General features: G+C 68.1%; 14 protein-coding genes. 13 read left to right on the forward strand and 1 reads right to left on the reverse strand.

What is annotated here, in order from left to right; all coding sequences use genetic code 11:
* Window positions 1–41: 41 nt before the first annotated feature.
* The 13 genes from U1F38_RS08345 to pdxK all read left to right on the forward strand — a co-directional run bounded on the left by U1F38_RS08345 (window position 42) and on the right by pdxK (window position 15,118).
* The gene (locus tag U1F38_RS08345; protein ID WP_409986589.1) at window positions 42–1,058 is read left to right on the forward strand and encodes an aldo/keto reductase; all 1,017 of its coding nucleotides are present in this window, start codon (window positions 42–44) and stop codon (window positions 1,056–1,058) included.
* A gap of 20 nt (window positions 1,059–1,078) precedes the next feature.
* Window positions 1,079–1,972: an aldo/keto reductase gene (locus U1F38_RS08350; RefSeq protein ID WP_409986590.1), complete on the forward strand. Its 894-nt coding sequence runs from the start codon at window positions 1,079–1,081 to the stop codon at window positions 1,970–1,972.
* Window positions 1,969–2,802, forward strand: coding sequence for an SDR family oxidoreductase (locus U1F38_RS08355; RefSeq protein ID WP_409986591.1), 834 nt, complete (start codon window positions 1,969–1,971; stop codon window positions 2,800–2,802). Before U1F38_RS08350 ends, U1F38_RS08355 begins: the two co-directional genes overlap by 4 nt.
* Window positions 2,799–3,680: a formylglycine-generating enzyme family protein gene (locus U1F38_RS08360; protein ID WP_409986592.1), complete on the forward strand. Its 882-nt coding sequence runs from the start codon at window positions 2,799–2,801 to the stop codon at window positions 3,678–3,680. The genes U1F38_RS08355 and U1F38_RS08360 overlap by 4 nt, the downstream gene beginning before the upstream one ends.
* 42 nt (window positions 3,681–3,722) lie before the next feature.
* On the forward strand, window positions 3,723–4,871 hold the full coding sequence (locus tag U1F38_RS08365; protein WP_409986593.1) for an aldo/keto reductase: 1,149 nt from the start codon (window positions 3,723–3,725) through the stop codon (window positions 4,869–4,871).
* 13 nt (window positions 4,872–4,884) lie between these two features.
* A complete protein-coding gene (locus U1F38_RS08370; RefSeq protein ID WP_409986594.1) occupies window positions 4,885–6,879 on the forward strand; it encodes a CocE/NonD family hydrolase in 1,995 nt (664 codons plus the stop codon).
* Between the two features lie 208 nt (window positions 6,880–7,087).
* On the forward strand, window positions 7,088–7,753 hold the full coding sequence (locus U1F38_RS08375) for a flavodoxin family protein (protein ID WP_409986595.1): 666 nt from the start codon (window positions 7,088–7,090) through the stop codon (window positions 7,751–7,753).
* Window positions 7,740–9,305 (forward strand): cation:proton antiporter, encoded by a 1,566-nt coding sequence (locus U1F38_RS08380; RefSeq protein WP_409986596.1) that lies wholly within the window; start codon window positions 7,740–7,742, stop codon window positions 9,303–9,305. The genes U1F38_RS08375 and U1F38_RS08380 overlap by 14 nt, the downstream gene beginning before the upstream one ends.
* 161 nt (window positions 9,306–9,466) lie before the next feature.
* Entirely contained in the window at window positions 9,467–11,278 is a 1,812-nt protein-coding gene (locus U1F38_RS08385) for a CocE/NonD family hydrolase (RefSeq protein WP_409986597.1), read from the forward strand.
* A gap of 46 nt (window positions 11,279–11,324) precedes the next feature.
* The gene (locus U1F38_RS08390) at window positions 11,325–12,347 is read left to right on the forward strand and encodes a zinc-dependent alcohol dehydrogenase family protein (protein WP_409986598.1); all 1,023 of its coding nucleotides are present in this window, start codon (window positions 11,325–11,327) and stop codon (window positions 12,345–12,347) included.
* A gap of 37 nt (window positions 12,348–12,384) precedes the next feature.
* Window positions 12,385–13,209 carry an SDR family oxidoreductase gene (locus tag U1F38_RS08395; RefSeq protein ID WP_409986599.1) on the forward strand — a complete coding sequence of 275 codons (825 nt, stop codon included), beginning with the start codon at window positions 12,385–12,387 and terminating at the stop codon, window positions 13,207–13,209.
* A 218-nt stretch (window positions 13,210–13,427) separates the two neighbouring features.
* Window positions 13,428–14,258: a YggS family pyridoxal phosphate-dependent enzyme gene (locus U1F38_RS08400; protein WP_409986600.1), complete on the forward strand. Its 831-nt coding sequence runs from the start codon at window positions 13,428–13,430 to the stop codon at window positions 14,256–14,258.
* A complete protein-coding gene (pdxK, locus tag U1F38_RS08405; RefSeq protein ID WP_409986601.1) occupies window positions 14,255–15,118 on the forward strand; it encodes a pyridoxine/pyridoxal/pyridoxamine kinase in 864 nt (287 codons plus the stop codon). The genes U1F38_RS08400 and pdxK overlap by 4 nt, the downstream gene beginning before the upstream one ends.
* Before the next feature lie 90 nt (window positions 15,119–15,208).
* Here the strand turns inward: pdxK and U1F38_RS08410 are convergent, their stop codons facing one another.
* On the reverse strand, window positions 15,209–16,234 hold the full coding sequence (locus U1F38_RS08410; RefSeq protein WP_409986602.1) for an AraC family transcriptional regulator: 1,026 nt from the start codon (window positions 16,232–16,234) through the stop codon (window positions 15,209–15,211).
* Window positions 16,235–16,270 lie beyond the last annotated feature (36 nt).

Genomic DNA, 16,270 nt, shown 5'->3' on the forward strand with positions numbered 1-16,270 from the left:
TTTCTACACCAGAACGCTTTGAGCCTGAGGAGATGCGCATCATGAAGACACGCCAACTCGGAAGCAATGGACTCGAAGTCTCCGCCCTCGGCTTCGGCTGCATGGGCATCAGCCAGGCCTATGGCACGCCGTTGTCGAAGCAGGACGGCATCACACTGATACGCGCGGCGGTGGAGCGCGGCGTGACCTTCTTCGACACCGCAGAGGTCTATGGCCCCTTCGCCAACGAAGAAGTGGTGGGCGAGGCGCTGGCGCCGGTGCGCGAGCAGGTGGTGATTGCCACCAAGTTCGGCTTCGACATCGACTTCGCCACGCGTGAGAACCGCGGCGTGTGCAGCCGGCCGGAGCGCATCCGCCAGGCCGTCGAGGGTTCGCTCAAGCGCTTGCGCATCGACACCATCGACTTGCTGTACCAGCACCGCGTCGATCCGAACGTACCGATCGAGGACGTGGCCGGCACGGTCAAGGTGCTGATCGCCGAGGGCAAGGTCAAGCACTTCGGCATGTCAGAGCCGGGCGTCGCCACGCTGCGCCGAGCCCACGCCGTGCAGCCGGTCACCACGCTGCAGAACGAGTACAGCCTGTGGACGCGCGGGGTGGAAACCAACGGCATCCTGGCCGCCTGCGACGAGCTCGGCATCGGCCTGGTTCCCTACAGCCCGCTGGGCAAGGGTTTTCTGACCGGCGCGATGAACAAGGACACCAAGCTGGGCGAGGGCGATTTCCGCAGTCTGGTACCGCGCTTTGCCCCTGAGGCGATGGAGAAAAACCAGGCGCTGGTGGATCTGCTGCGTCGCGTCGGCGCAGCCAAGGGCGCCACGCCCGCGCAGATCGCGCTGGCCTGGCTGCTGGCGCAGCGGCCGTACATCGTGCCGATACCGGGCACGACCAGGCTGCACCGGCTGGAGGAAAACATCGGCGCGACCACCGTCGAGTTGTCGGCTGACGACCTGCGCGAGATCGAGCAGGCGGCCGCGCAGATCCACATCGAGGGCGAGCGCTACGCGCCGCAGCAACTGGCGATGGTCGGGCGTGACGCGCCGCCGGCAAGCCGCTGAACCAATACAGGACAACCACCATGAACGAAACCACCATCCCGCACTTCACCCTGAACAATGGTGTGGAGATCCCGGTCATCGGCTTCGGCGTGTTCCAGACGCCACCGGCCGAGACGACTGCCGCCGTGCTCGCCGCGCTCAAGACCGGCTACCGCCACATCGACACCGCTGCCGCCTACGGTAACGAGCGCGAGGTTGGCGCCGCCATCCGCAGCAGCGGCATTGCCCGCGACGAGGTTTTCATCGAGACGAAAGTGTGGGTCACCGACTACGGCTACGACGCGGCGCTGCACGCCTTCGACAAGGCGGCCGCCAAGCTCGGCGTCGATGCCATCGACCTTTTGATCCTGCACCAGCCGCGCGTAGAGGACTTCGGGCTGACGATCGCGGCCTACCAGGCGCTGGAGCAGTTGCTGGCCGACGGGCGCGTTCGCGCCATCGGCGTGAGCAATTTCACGCCGGCGATCCTGGCGCGTTTTCTGCCAGAGGTCTCGGTTGTGCCGGCGGTGAACCAGATCGAGCTGCATCCGTACTTCACCCAGCGCGCCAACGTGGCGGCCAACGCCGCTGCCGGCATCCTCACCCAGGCGTGGTCGCCCATCGGCGGCATCACCCACTACTACGGCTCGCACGCCACCAGCACCTTCACCGATGCAACCCTGGTGGGCATCGGCCAGCGCCACGGCAAGACACCCGCCCAGGTCATGCTGCGCTGGCACATCCAGCAGGGCCGCCAGGTCATCCCCAAGTCCACGCACGCGACACGCATTGCCGAGAACTTCGACATCTTCGACTTCTCGCTCAGCGATGTCGAGCTTGCCGCCATCGATACGCTCGACAAGGGCGTGCGCGGCGGCCCCGACCCGAACCAGCCGCAGCCCGGCTTCCTGAAACTCTCGATTCCTGAAGCATGAATACCGATAAGCTGACCGTGCTGTGCGTCGGCGCGACCGGCAGCGTCGGTCGTCATGTCGTCGAAGAGGCGCTGCGTCGCGGCCATGCCGTGCGCGCCCTGGTGCGCAGCCGCGCCAGGGCGGCCGGGTTGCCGGCGCAAGCACAGATCGTGGTCGGCGAACTGACGCAGCCGGACACGCTGGCGCAGGCCGTTGCCGGCGTGGACGCCATCGTCTTCACGCACGGCTCCAACGGCGGCAAGGCCGACACCCGTGCCATCGACTACGGCGGCGTGCGCAATATCCTCTTCGCGCTGGGCGGGCGCAAGGTGCACATCGCGTTGATGACCGCCATCGGCGTTACCGACCGCGCCAGCGCCTACAACCGCAGGACCGAGGCGCACGACTGGAAGCGCCGTTCCGAACGGCTGGTGCGCGCCAGCGGCAACGCCTACACCATCGTGCGGCCGGGCTGGTTCGACTACAACAACGTCGATCAACACCGGCTGGTCATGCTGCAAGGCGACAAGCGGCATGCCGGCACGCCCGACGATGGCGCGGTGGCGCGCCGCCAGATTGCCGAAGTGCTGGTGGCCAGCCTCACGCTGGATGAAGCGCGCAACAAAACCTTCGAGCTGGTGGCAGAGACCGGCCCCGCACCAACGGATCTGGCGCCGCTGTTGAGGGCCGTGACGGCGGACTCTGCTGATTTCGACCGGGCACCCGATGGCGTAGGCGATGCCGCCAACATGCCGCTGGACCAGGAGCCGGCGCAGGTGCTGGCAGACCTGAAGCTCTTTCGCGCGCCTGGCGTCGAACCTGCCCCAAAGCCGAATGGAGGTGAAGCATGAAGCCTGATCGCCCCTTGCTCGCGTCACGCCGCGAGATGTTGACCATGGCCGCCCGTGCCACGGCGGGTGTTGGCATTGCCGCTGCGCTGGCGCGGCCGGCCAGCGCGCTGGCCCAAGGTGCCGGCACGGACAAGACGTTTACCAACAGCATCGGCATGGCATTCGTGCCCATACCGGCCGGCACGTTCCTGATGGGTTCGCCCGCCAGCGATAGGCAGGCCCAGGCCTTTGAGAAGCCACAGCATCGGGTGACCATCAGCCGCCCGTTCCAGATCGGCAAGTACGAGGTGACGCAGGCGCAGTGGCAGGCTGTGCTGGGCGAAAGCCCCTATGCGCGAGATCGCTCGAACCCCTACTACCAGCTGCCGGGCATGGCCGAGCGCATCACGCGGCCCGATCACCCGGCCACGGTGTCATGGAACGACGCGCAGGAGTTCATCGCCGCACTGAACCGACTCGAAGGCGGCACACGCTACCGCCTGCCGACCGAGGCCGAATGGGAATATGCCGCGCGGGCCGGCACCACCACGCGCTATTCCTTCGGCGACGACGAGCGCCAGCTCGACCGCTACGCCTGGTACGGCGGCGACTTCCGGACCGGTGGCCACCATCCCGTCGGCACCAAGCAGCCCAATCCCTGGGGCTTGCACGATGTCCACGGCAATGTCTGGGAATGGGTGGCGGACTGGTACGACCCGGACTACTACGCCCGCAGCCCCGCGGTCGATCCGCAGGGGCCGCAGCGGGGGACACACCGCGTCGTGCGCGGCGGCAGCTGGCATGCCACCGCCACGAGCTGGCGCACGGCCTTCCGGCGCGATTACGCCCCGGACTATCGCGGCATCAGCATCGGCATGCGCCTGGTGCGCACGGTGTGAATCGTTCCACCCATCTCGCCCCCCGGCAAGGAAGGACTACGCATGAGCAACGAACACCAAGAACCGGGCCAACAAGACCCTGCCGCACGCGGTCGCCGCAACTTCCTGGCCGGCACGCTCGGTGCGGCGACCACGGCGGCGCTGGCGGTCGGCGCGCAGGGCGCCGCACAGGCGCAGCCCGCCGCGCCGGCTGTCGCTGCCGGCGGTGGGCAACGGCCGCGTCGCCGCCTCGGCCCGCTGGAGGTCTCGCCCATCGGGCTGGGCTGCATGGCCATGGCGCCGGGCTTCTACAACCCAGCGCCGGAGCGCCAGGCCATGGTCCGTCTGATCCGCGATGCGCACCGCATGGGCGTCACCTTCTTCGACACGGCCGAGGTCTATGGCCCCTTCATCAGCGAAGAAATCGTCGGCGAGGCGCTGGCGCCGATCCGCAATGAAGTGGTTCTGGCCTCCAAGTTCGGCTTCGGCTACAACGGCTCGTCCGTCACCGGCCGCAACAGCCAGCTCGCTCACATCAAGGCGCGGGTCGAAGGCATGCTGAAGCGCCTGCGCACCGACCGCATCGACCTGCTGTACCTGCACCGGATGGATCCCAGCGTGCCGATTGCCGACATCGCCGGGGCGGTGGGCGACTTGATCAAGGCCGGCAAGGTGCGCGCCTTCGGCGTTTCCGAGGTGAACCCCGAGACCCTGCGCGACGCGCATGCGGTGACGCCGGTGGCGGCCGTGCAGAGCGAATACTCGCTGCTCGAACGCCTGCCCGAAGTGGCCATGCTGGACACCTGCGCCGAGCTGGGCATCGGTTTCGTGCCCTGGGGGCCGACGATGCGCGGGCTGCTGGCCGACGGCTTCAATGCATACAGCCGCTTTGCCACGCAAGACCGCCGCGCTTCGGTGCCGTTCCTCGCGCCCGAGGCGCTGGAGACGAACCTGAAGATCGTGGCCCTGGCCCGCGAATGGGCACAGCGCAAGAACGCGACGCCGGTGCAGATCGCGCTGGCCTGGCTGCTGGCGCAACGCGACTTCATCGTGCCCATCCCTGGCACTACGAAATGGCCGCATCTGCGCGAGAACATGGGCGCGGTCGATGTCCGCTTCACGGCTGAAGAGCTGGCCGAGTTCCGCACCGCGCTCGCGGCCTTGCCCATGGTGGGCAATCGCCCTGCCAGCAAGGCGCGAGACAACGAATAGCGGGAGAAAAATCATGCCCGAACCTGCCCTGACCAAACGCGTCCACCGCGTCAAAGCTTGCATTGCGCTGAAGACGTTGATCATGCCGATGGCGTTGCCGCTGGGCGTCGTCGCCGCCATGGCGCTTTCCGCTGGCCAAGCGCTGGCCGCAAAAGCCACCTATCCGGGTGGCGTCTGGGAGCCGGGACCGGCCCGCTACGGCGCAACAGTCACCGACGACGTGCCGGTCACCATGGACGACGGCGTGGTGCTGAACGCCAGCATCGCCTATCCCACCGACCTCGCCAGCGGGCGGCGCGCTCGCGGGCCCTTCCCGGTGGTGGTCGAGCACATGCCCTACGTGCAGTTCGCCGTGCCGGTCAAGGTCAACCCCTTCTTCGCCGAACACGGCTACATCTCGGTGCAGGTCCGCGCGCGCGGGCTGGGCAAGTCGGGCGGCGAAGTCCAGTTTCTTTCGCCGCGTGAAGGGCTCGATGGCAAGGCCATCATCGAATGGGCCGCCCACACGCTGGAAGGCTCCGACGGCCGGGTCGGCCTGATCGGCTGTTCATGGCCAGGCGCCATTGCCATGACCGATGCTGCCGCCGTGGGCCCTGGCTCGCCACTGAAGGCCGCCGTCGCGGCGTGCTCGGGCATGGAAAACATGCACCGGCAGTCGTGGTTGAACGCCGGCCTGCCCACCATGAGCTTCTGGCAGTTCGCCGAGCTCGGACCGCAACTGACCGGCAACTCGGCCGCTGGCCAGCGCTTCTTCAAACGCTTCGCCGACGACGTGCTCGCAGGCGGCGACATGGCCCACGACGCCGACTACTGGCGCGACCGCGGGCGTGTGGCGCTGGCCCGCAACATCGTGGACAACGGCGTGCCAATGCTGCTCTGGGGCGGCTGGGGCGACGTGCTGGAAACCGGCACCGTGCGTGCCTATGTGGCACTGCAGAACGCGCATGCGCGGCGGCCGCTGGAAGCGCCGATGGCGACCGGCCAGGCCGTCACGCCGCGCTACCAGTTGATCATGGGCGGATGGGGCCATGGGCAGGGCCTGGACATGGGTGTCTTCCTGCAGTGGATGGATACCTGGGTCAAGGGCATCGACACCGGCATCCAGAACACGCCCACGCCGATGCATGTGTTCGAACCCGGCAGCGACCGCTGGCTCAACCTCACCGGCTATCCGGTCGTCGAGCAAAACACGCGCTGGAGTCTGGGCGCCCAGGGTCAACTGCAACCCGCTTCGGCTGGCGCGCCTGCAGGCCGCGACGAGCTGCGCTACGGCCAACCCGACACGCCGGGCGCCACGCTCACCTACACCAGCGCGCCGCTGGCGCAGGGCGCGACGATCGCCGGCCCCATGAGCGTCACGCTGCATGCCGCGTCCAGCAACACCAACCTGGTGGTCATCGGCCGGCTGTACGACGTGGCGCCGGACGGCAGCGCGGTGCTGATCAGCCGCGGTGCGCTACTGGGCAGCCAGCATCGGCTGGATGAGGCGAAGTCATGGCGCGACGCGGCCGGCACGATCACCTGGCCGTGGCCTTTGCTGGCGCGCGACGAATACCTCACGCCCAACCGGGACTACCGTTTCGACCTGGCGCTGGCGCCACGGCAATGGGGCGTTCGACCCGGACACCGCATCCGGCTGGAGCTCACCACCCAGACGCCCGCTGATCGCTGCCCGGCGAGGGGCGTGCCGCCGGTCAACGACTCCGACCCCTGCCGGCTGACCCGTCCGCAGGAGCAGACCGTGCCGGGTGGGGTGTATGCCATCGCGCTGGGCGGGGCAACGCCCTCCACGCTGAACCTGCCGATGCTGCCCTACCAGCACTTCCCGGCCGTGCCTGCGGCCGTGCTGTCCTATCCCTGGAACGAAGGCCAGCGCGCCGTCGGCGGGCCGCACGCAGAGCCGTTCGCACTGCCGCTGGACTGGGGTGGCAAAGGGCGCAATGCCAGCGTGCCACGCTCGGTTCACATCGTGGCGCCCATGACCCGCTCTCCGCTGCCACGACCGTGACACCCACCGCATACCCCGGCGATCGATGGCAACGGCAACCCGCCCGTTCTGCGGCCAGTGCGGTGCACAGCACGGGCATCGAACTTGCGGACGGCGCGCGGCTGCCGACTGCGGTTCTTGCCTTCAGCGGCGTCGAGGCGCCGCAGCGATAACGCCATGGTTCGACTGTGAGCGGACGAGTGCAATTTGAAGCCAATAGGTGCCCACCATGAAATACAGATGGATTTCCACGTTGGTGTTCACGGCATACCTCGGATTGGTGTGCGCCACGGCAATGGCACAAAACCCAGGCGCCAGCCATGCAGTGATGGACAAAGCAAACGTTCTCATCGTCTACCTGTCCCGAACAAGGAACACGCAAGCCGTCGCCGAAATCATCCACGACGCGGTCGGCGGCACCCTGACCGGACTCGAGCTGACAACGCCGTATCCGGAGAACTACGCCGCCATCGTGGCGCAGGTAGCCCAGGAAGATGAAACCGGTTACCTGCCACCCCTCGCAACCCGCATCGCGGATATCCGGCAGTTCGACACCGTATTCGTCGGCTTCCCGACCTGGGGCATGCAGTTGCCGCCGCCGATCAAGAGCTTTCTGAAGGAATACGACCTGCACGGCAAGACGGTGATCCCGTTCAACACCCATGCCGGCTACGGCGTGGGCAGCAGCTTCCAGCAGGTACGGAGCCTGTGCACGGGCTGCAAGGTGTTGCGGGGCTACTCCACCCGGGGTGGGCTGGAGCGCGACGGCATCTATCTCGCGATCGAGGGAAAGCGCCGGGAGGCCGTGCGTGGCGAGGTCCTCAAGTGGCTGCAGCAAATCGGTGTGCAAACGCCTCGCGATCGATCGGCTTCGACAAGCCATGGCAAGCTTTGAGTGGATCATCGTGCTGCTGATCGCGGCAGCGCTTTTGGCCGAATTGGCGCGCCGGATCGGAGCGCCTTATCCCACGCTGCTTGCGCTGGGTGGCGTGGGTCTCGCGTTCCTGCCGGCGAGCCCCCAATGGACGCTCGATCCCGAGTTGGCCTTGGCCTTGTTCGTGGCGCCGGTGCTGCTCGATGCCGCGTACGACACGTCGGTTCGAGACTTGCGTGCAAGCTGGCGCCCCGTCGCCGGCCTCGTGGTGGCGGCGGTGGGCACCACGGTGATTGGTGTGGCCCTGGCCTGCCGCTGGCTGGTGCCACAAATGCCCTGGGCTGTTGCCGTGGCCCTGGGCGCCATCGTGGCGCCACCGGACGCAGCCGCAGCGACGGCCGTGATGCGCCAGGTGGGGCTGCCGCACCGCGTGCTCGGCATCCTGGAGGGCGAGAGCCTGCTCAACGACGCCAGTGCGCTGTTCGTCTATCGCCTGGCCTTGATGACGGTGATCGTGGGGCCGTTGGGCTTCAACGGCTATCTGCCGGTGTTCCTGCTCACGGTGTTCGGCAGCGTTGCGGCAGGCATCGCCCTGGGCTTTGTCCTGCGCCCGGTGACGACTGCGCCCAAGCATGTTCCAACGTCGCTGATCGTGCAATTCGCCACCACGTTCGGAGTCTGGATCCTCGCCGAGAAGGCAGGCCTCTCCGCCGTGCTGACGATGGTGGCCTTTGCGATGACCTTGGCGCACGGCGGCGGCCCGCGGCTTGCCGCGCGCATGCGCGTGCCGATCTTCGCGTTCTGGGAAACGGTGGTCTTTGTCTTGAACGCGGTCGCCTTCGTGCTGATCGGCATGCAGTTGCGGCCGATCTGGGAGCGCCTGGGCAGCGGCGCGGCCCGCGTCGATGCGGTCGTGATCGCCGCCGTGATGCTCGGCGTGGTCATTGCGACACGGTTCCTGTGGGTGATGAGTTACACCGCGTTCGTGTTGCGCCGCGACAGGAAGAAGGCGCCGACGAAGCGGCCGACGCGATCGTGGGGCGGCGGCATCGTGGTCTCCTGGGCCGGCATGCGGGGCATCGTGACCCTTGCCGCCGCCTTCGCCGTTCCCGAGACGCTGCCGGACGGGTCGCCGTTTCCGTTTCGCGATCTCATCCTCCTGTGCGCATTCGCGGTGGTGTTCGGCACCCTGGTGATCCAGGGGCTGACGATGAAGCCGATCATCCGCTGGCTGAAGCTGTCCGACGACGATCCGGTCACGGCGGAAGTGCGGGCCGGCCGCACGCTGATCTACCAGGCGCTTCTCGATGCGATCGACGCCGACGAATCGGCGTATGCAAGGCTGCTCCGGAAGGAGTACCAGGCGGTTGTCGACCTCAATTCAAGCCATGGCCCTGCGCAACCGTTGAACGAGGTTCCTGGCGGGCCCTTGCGGCGGCAGGCCATCGAGGCTGCGCGCCGCAAGGCGATCGACCTTCGCAACAGGGAGGTCATCGGCGAGCAGGCGTACCGCGCGCTGGTGCAGGAGCTGGATTGGGCAGAACTGGCCGCCGGGGGCGCCACCGCCAACTGATTGCCGTGACTGGAGAAAACATGCGTCTGATGCCGTTTGATTCTTGCCATCTTCGTCGCCGTGCTGAACCCGGTCTGCACGGCCCCGCAGGCGGCCCGATGAAGGCCCTGATCGCAGGGCTGGCCGCTCTTCTCGTCCCGTTCTTCATACAGGCACAAACTATGACCAAATCATCCACCCCAACGACACCGCCCGCCGCCTCCAAGGCCGTCGCAACGACAGCGTATCCCGGCGGCCGTTGGCAGCCGCCGCTGGCCCGTTACGCGGCCAGCGCGCCGCACGACACCAACATCACGCTGGCAGACGGCACGCGGCTGGCCGCGACCGTGGCCTATCCGGTCGATACCCGTAGCGGCGCGCGCGCGGCCGGACCGTTTCCGGTCATCGTCGAGTTCACGCCCTATCTGCAACTGGGCCAGCCCGTGGGCGTCATTCCGTACTTCGTCGAGCGCGGCTACATCTATGCCGTGGTGCGCCCGCGCGGCACCGGCGGATCGAGCGGGCAGATGCAGCAGTTCACTTCGCAGGATGGCCGCGACGGCGCCGCGGTGGTGGATTGGGCCGCAACGTTGGAAGGCGCGGACGGGCGCGTGGCGATGGCCGGCTGTTCCTACCCGGCCGCGACCGGTCTGGCCACGGCCGCGGCGGTGCGCCCGGATTCCCCGCTGAAGGCGGTCGTCTCCTCGTGTATCGGCCTGGACATGCAGCATCGGCAGGTCTGGACCAGCAACGGCCTGCCCAACGCCGCACTCAGCGCCTATGCGCCACGCGCGGGCGTGATGATGGGCGAGCAGCCCTCGGTCACCAGCTACTTCGCCGATTTCCTCAAGGGCGTCATGGCCGGCGGCCCCGAGGCCTACGACGGCTACTGGCAGGATCGCCTGCCGCTCTCGCGCGCGGCCGACATCGTCGCCAACGGCATCCCGGTGCTGCTGTGGACGGGCTGGTCCGACATCAACGAGATCGGCGGCATCCACGCCTACCACGCACTGCAAAACGCCGCGGCCGGGCGCTCCGTGGACGCGCCAATGGACACTGCGCGGTCCGACCCGCGCTGGCAGATCATCGTCGGCGACTGGTCGCATGCGCAAGGGCTGGATGTGGGCGTCTATCTGCAGTGGTTCGAGACCTGGCTGAAGGGGGTCGACACCGGCATCGCGCGCACCACCACGCCGATGCACGTGTACGAGATGGGCACGAAGCGCTGGATCAATCTGGCCGGCTACCCGGTCGTGCGTGCGCAAACGCGCCTGCAGTTCGGACCAGATGGCACGCTGACGGAGGCGATGGCCGCGAAGGAAGGCAGCGCGCCACTGCGCTGGGGTAGCCCCGAGGCCAAGGACGGCAGCGTGGCCTTCACCTCGAATCCGTTTGCCGAAGGCGCGACGATCGCGGGCCCGATCAGCGCGACGATCTACGCCGCATCCAGCAACACCAACCTCGAACTCATCGCCAACCTCTACGACGTGGCGCCGAACGGCGATGCGCAGCGCATCAGCATCGGTGCGCTGCTCGGCAGCCAGAGCCAGCTTGACGCCGAGCGCTCGTGGCACGACGACACCGGCGCGGTGATCTGGCCCTGGCCGCTGCTGTTGCGCGACGAATACCTGCAGCCCGATCGCATGCAGCGCTTCGACCTGTTCCTGGCCTTGCGCCAATGGGGCCTGGCCCCCGGCCACCGCGTGCGGCTGGTGCTGAGCACGCAAAGCCCGGCCAGCGTCTGCCCGCCGGACGGCGAGCCTTCCTTTGTCTCCGAGCCCTGCCGGCTGACGGCGCCGCAGCAGGCGACGCTACCCGGCGGCGTGTACCGCATCGGCTTCGGCAAGGGCGAGCCATCGTCGCTCAACCTGCCGCTGCTGGCCTACCGTGCATTCGAGACGGTCGCCTCCGGCCCCCCGCCGACGGGCTGGGACGAAACCAACCGGCGCATGGCGCCGGCCACGACCACGTTGCCGCTGGACTGGGGCCACTGATGCGACAGGACCAGCACCAACCCATCAATGTTTGAAGGAGTCAATCATGTACGCAACTCTCATGTACGGCCCGGGCGATGTCCGCTATGAGCAGGTCGCCGATCCGAAAATCGAAAAGCCCACCGACGCCATCATCAAACTGTCGGCCACCTGCATCTGCGGATCCGACCTGTGGCCGTACCGCGGCCTGTCGCCGCAGGACGGCCCGGCGCACATGGGTCACGAGTACTGCGGCATCGTCATCGAGGTCGGCTCCGAAGTGAAGACGATCAAGCCTGGCCAGTTCGTCGTGGGCAGTTTCTGCCTCTCGGACAACACCTGTCCGCATTGCCGCTTCGGTTTTCAGTCTTCCTGCCAGCACGGCGAGTTCATGACCGGTGCCCAGGCGCCCTATGCCCGCGTGCCGCTGGCCGACGGCACTCTGGTTGCGACCGCCGAGATGCCGGACGCGCGCATGATCCCGCACCTGCTGGCGACGTCCGACGTGCTCGGCACCGGCTGGTACGCGGCCGATGCCGCGCAGGTGCGCAAAGGCGGCACAGCCGTCGTGGTGGGCGACGGCGCCGTCGGGCTGATGGGCGTGCTTGCCGCCAGCCAGATGGGAGCGGAACGCATCATCGCGATGAGCCGCCATGCCGACCGCCAAAAACTGGCGCGTGAATTCGGCGCCACCGACATCGTCGAAGAGCGCGGCAAGGACGGCATTGCACGCATCAAAGACATGACCGACGGCGTCGGCGCCGAGTCGGTGCTCGAATGCGTCGGCATGGGCGAGTCGATGGAGCAGGCCATGGGCGTGTGCCGCCCAGGTGGCACCATCGGCTACGTCGGCGTGCCGCATGGCGTCAGCTTCGACGGCCAGCGGCTGTTCTTCAAGCAGCAGCGCATGCTGGGCGGCCCGGCGCCGGTGCGCCGTTTCCTGCCCGACCTGATGGATCGCGTGCTTGCGGGAAAGATCCAGCCCGGCAAGGTGTTCGACCTGGTGCTGCCGATCGCGCAGGTGGCCGATGGCTACAAGGCGATGGATGAGCGCCGCGCCATCAAGACCCTGCTGCGCGTGGATGAATGAGTAACCCGCAATCTCGAAAGGCGAAAGGAGTACCGAAATGAAAGATGTGACAGTCGTCATCGGAGCGGGCGGCATCGGCCTGGCGATTGCCCGCCGCATCAGCAGCGGCCGCCATGTTCTGCTGGCGGACCACCGTCAGGAAGCCGCCGAAGCAGCAGCCCAATTGCTCGAAAACGCCGGCTTCGAGACCACCGCCATGCAGGCCGATGTCTCGGATCGCAAATCCATCCAGGCGGTGGTTCGCAAGGCGCAGGAGCTCGGGGCCATCAAGGCGCTGGTGCAGGCCGCCGGCGTGTCGCCCTCGCAGGCACCGATCGAGGCGATCCTCAAGGTCGATCTGTACGGCACGTCGATGCTGCTGGAGGAGTTCGGCAAGGTCATGGCCGAAGGCGGCTCGGGCGTGGTGATTTCCTCGCAGTCCGGCTACCGCATGCCGGCCTTGACCGCCGCACAGGATGCCCTGCTGGCGACCGCCCCGGCGGAAGAGTTGCTGGCGCTCGACTTCGTCAAGAACGTCGAGAGCACGCTGCACGCCTACCAGATGTCCAAGCGCTGCAACTCGCTGCGCGTGCGCGGCGAGGCAGTGCAGTGGGCGAAACGCGGCGCGCGCATCAACGCGATCAGCCCTGGCATCATCGTCACGCCCTTGGCGCACGATGAGTTGTATGGTGAGCGTGCCGATTTCTATCAGGCCATGCTCAAGAAGATGCCCGCCGGCCGCGCCGGCACGCCTGACGAAGTCGCAGCGCTGGCGGCGCTGATCATGGGCCCGGAAGGCGGCTTCATCACCGGCAGCGACTTCCTGATCGACGGTGGTGCGACGGCCAATTTCTACTACGGGCCGGACGCGGGGCATTCATGATGGCAAGGCGCGCAGCGCTTGTTTTTCAAGCCGCAGCGCCTGCTCTGCGGCCCGGCGCCTGTGCGCCGCTGTCTTGCTGACCTGATGGATCGCGTGCTGAAGGGCGCGATCCAGTCCTGCAAGGTGTTCGATCTGGTACGGCCGATCGCGCAGGTTCGTTTGAGGGCTCCGGTCCCAGTCAAGGCGGGTATATGCTTTGAGCGATGCGAGACCGACCCATGAGCACCGACCTTCACCCGGCCACCTCCACCCGCCACGACCAGCATGGCCAATGGCCGCAGGCCGAATCGGTGGACGACTTTCGCCACAACCTGGCCATCGTGCACGCGCGCATCGCGGCGGCCTGCCAGCGCGCGGGACGCGATCCGGCCAGCGTGCGCCTGCTGCCCGTCAGCAAGACCAAGCCCGAAGCCGTGCTGCGCCTGGCCTACGCCGCGGGCTGCCGCATGCTGGGCGAAAACAAGCCGCAAGAAGCCCATCGCAAATGGGAGGCCATGGCCGACCTGGGCGACCTGCGCTGGTCCGTCATCGGCCACCTGCAGACCAACAAGGCCAAGCTGGTGGCGCAGTGCGCCAGCGAGTTTCAGGCGCTGGACAGCCTGCGCGTGGCCGAGGCGCTGGAGCGGCGCCTGCAGGCCGAGGGGCGCGGGCTGGACGTGTTCGTGCAGGTCAACACGTCGGAAGAGGCAAGCAAGTTTGGCCTGCACCCCGACGACGTGGCCGCCTTCTTGCGTGAGCTGCCGGCATTCTCGGCGCTGCGCGTGCGCGGCTTCATGACGTTGGCGCTGTTCTCGGCCGAAGCCGAACGGGTCCGCCAATGCTTCGTGCTGCTGCGCAAGCTGCGTGACCGGCTGCGCCAGGACGTGCCGCAGGGCATCAGCCTGGATGAACTGTCGATGGGCATGTCCGGTGACTACGAAATCGCCATCGAGGAAGGCGCCACCGTGGTGCGCGTCGGCCAAGCCATCTTCGGAGCGCGGCCGATGCCGGATTCGTACTACTGGCCGTCGGCCGGAGCGGACGACGCCAAGGCCGGAGAAGCGCATTGACCGCGCCCACCGCCGCCGGCTCCGCACTGCGCCCGCTGGCCATCGACGTGGTGTCCGTCCAGTCGCAGGTGGTCTATGGCCGCGTCGGCAACAACGTCGCCGTGCCCGCGCTGCAGGCGCAGGGGCTGGCGGTGGCCGCCGTTCCCACCGTCATCCTCAGCAACACGCCGCACTACCCCAGCATCCACGGCGGCGCCGTGCCGACCGAATGGTTCGAGGGCTACCTGGCCGACCTGAGCGCGCGCGGCGCGCTCCAGCAGCTGCGCGCAGTCGTCACCGGCTACCTGGGTGGCCCCGAGCAGGCGCAGGCCCTGGGCCGCTGGATCGACCAGACCCTCGCGCTGCGCCCTGCCCTGCGCGTCGTGGTCGATCCGGTGCTGGGCGACCACGACCACGGCGAATACGTCAGCCCCGGCATGGCCGACGCCTACCGCCGCCACCTGCTGCCCTTGGCCGACGGCCTGACCCCCAACGGCTTCGAGCTGGCGCGCCTGAGCGGCATGCCGGTGGATACGTTCGACCAGGTCGCCGCCGCCGCCCGCACGCTGCTCACGGGCCGCACCCAATGGATCGCAGTGACCAGCGCCGCGCCCGCCACCTGGGCGCCCGGCGAGATGCTGGTGGCCCTGGTCACCCGCACCCACGCCGAGCCCATCCGCCACCCGCGCATCGACGCAACGCCCAAGGGCACCGGCGACCTGTTTTGCGCCGGCCTGACCGCGCGCTGGCTGAACGGGGCCAGCCTGCCGCAGGCCACGCAGGCGGCGTGTCAGGAAGTCGTACGGGCGCTGCGCCTGACGAAGCGGGAACGATGTGCCGAGTTGCTGCTGCCGCCGGCGGTGAATTCTGGGGACGAATGAGCGCGTGCACACAAGGCCCCTTGCAGCAGCAGGAAGGCTTTCACGTCGTTGCGCGTTGGAGGGCGCACGCCAAGGAGCGCAAACGACGGTTCACGCACCGCCAACGCGCCCTGCTCCCCGCTTGCGCCACTGTCCGGGCGTGTCCCCCGTCCAGCGCCGGAAGGCGCGGTTGAACACGCTGGGCTCGGCGTAGCCCAGCGCCTGGCCAATCTCGGACAGCGTGCGCGTGGTTTGCGCCACGGCCTGCAGGGCGGCGTCGCGCCGCAGGCTGTCCAGCAGTGCGCAATAGCTCTGGCCCTCGGCGCGCATGCGCCGCGCCAGCGTGCGCTCGGTCAGGCCCAGGGCGCGCGCCGCCTGCGCCCGTGTCGGCGCCCGCCCCTGGGCCTGCAGCTGACTGGCGATCCACGCGCGCAGCGTCGGCGCCTGTCCGCCGCCGGTCAAGGCCGCCAGCCGCGCGGACGCGTGCTGGTGGTGCGCCGCCGCAAGCTGCGCGTTCGCCTGCGGCAGCGGCGCGTCCAGCACCGCATTGGCCAGCAGCACGCCGCTGAAGACCTGCTCGAACTCCACGGGACACTGGAACACCTCGCGATATCCCGCCAGCGGGCCGATGCGCGCCTGGCTGAACTGCACGCGCTGGGGCCGCAGCGCGCTGCCGGTGACCCAGCGCGCAAACACCACCACGGCCGCCAGCACCGCCTCGATCTGGTGCGGGCTGAAGGCCAGCTGCCCCTGGCGCGGGTGGTACACCACCCAGCTGGCTTGCTCGCCGGCAATGGTCTGGAAGCGCCCGCCGTCGCTGATCAGGCGCTGGTACTTCTGCACCAGCGCAAAGGCCTCGCGCAGCGTGGGCGCGGACTGCAGCAGGTAGCCCACCACGTTGAAGCTGGCCGGCCCCACGCCAGCGCCGGCCTTCAGGCCAAAGCCCGCGTCCTGGGTGCAGTGGATCGCGGCGCGCCACAGCCGCGTGATGTGGTCGATTGGCCAGCGCTCGGCGGCCAGCTCGTCCAGGGCAATACCGGCCTGGGCCAGCAAGGGCTCACGCGCGACCCCCAGCCGCTCGGCCGCGGCCAGCACGGTGCCCACCCAGCCCATCGAAACCGTGGCCTGAAAAGTCAATTCAAGTGTCCTCAAAAGTCAATTGAAATCGCATGG

Source organism: Ottowia sp. (assembly GCF_046348305.1).
In the GTDB taxonomy this organism is placed as follows: Bacteria; Pseudomonadota; Gammaproteobacteria; order Burkholderiales; family Burkholderiaceae_C; genus Ottowia.

Bases quoted from the DNA above. Each gene is read 5' to 3' on its own strand.
- U1F38_RS08345 (WP_409986589.1), top strand. From the start codon at position 42: ATGAAGACACGCCAACTCGGAAGCAATGGACTCGAAGTCTCCGCCCTC.
- U1F38_RS08350 (WP_409986590.1), top strand. From the start codon at position 1,079: ATGAACGAAACCACCATCCCGCACTTCACCCTGAACAATGGTGTGGAG.
- U1F38_RS08355 (WP_409986591.1), top strand. From the start codon at position 1,969: ATGAATACCGATAAGCTGACCGTGCTGTGCGTCGGCGCGACCGGCAGC.
- U1F38_RS08360 (WP_409986592.1), top strand. From the start codon at position 2,799: ATGAAGCCTGATCGCCCCTTGCTCGCGTCACGCCGCGAGATGTTGACC.
- U1F38_RS08365 (WP_409986593.1), top strand. From the start codon at position 3,723: ATGAGCAACGAACACCAAGAACCGGGCCAACAAGACCCTGCCGCACGC.
- U1F38_RS08370 (WP_409986594.1), top strand. From the start codon at position 4,885: ATGCCCGAACCTGCCCTGACCAAACGCGTCCACCGCGTCAAAGCTTGC.
- U1F38_RS08375 (WP_409986595.1), top strand. From the start codon at position 7,088: ATGAAATACAGATGGATTTCCACGTTGGTGTTCACGGCATACCTCGGA.
- U1F38_RS08380 (WP_409986596.1), top strand. From the start codon at position 7,740: ATGGCAAGCTTTGAGTGGATCATCGTGCTGCTGATCGCGGCAGCGCTT.
- U1F38_RS08385 (WP_409986597.1), top strand. From the start codon at position 9,467: ATGACCAAATCATCCACCCCAACGACACCGCCCGCCGCCTCCAAGGCC.
- U1F38_RS08390 (WP_409986598.1), top strand. From the start codon at position 11,325: ATGTACGCAACTCTCATGTACGGCCCGGGCGATGTCCGCTATGAGCAG.
- U1F38_RS08395 (WP_409986599.1), top strand. From the start codon at position 12,385: ATGAAAGATGTGACAGTCGTCATCGGAGCGGGCGGCATCGGCCTGGCG.
- U1F38_RS08400 (WP_409986600.1), top strand. From the start codon at position 13,428: ATGAGCACCGACCTTCACCCGGCCACCTCCACCCGCCACGACCAGCAT.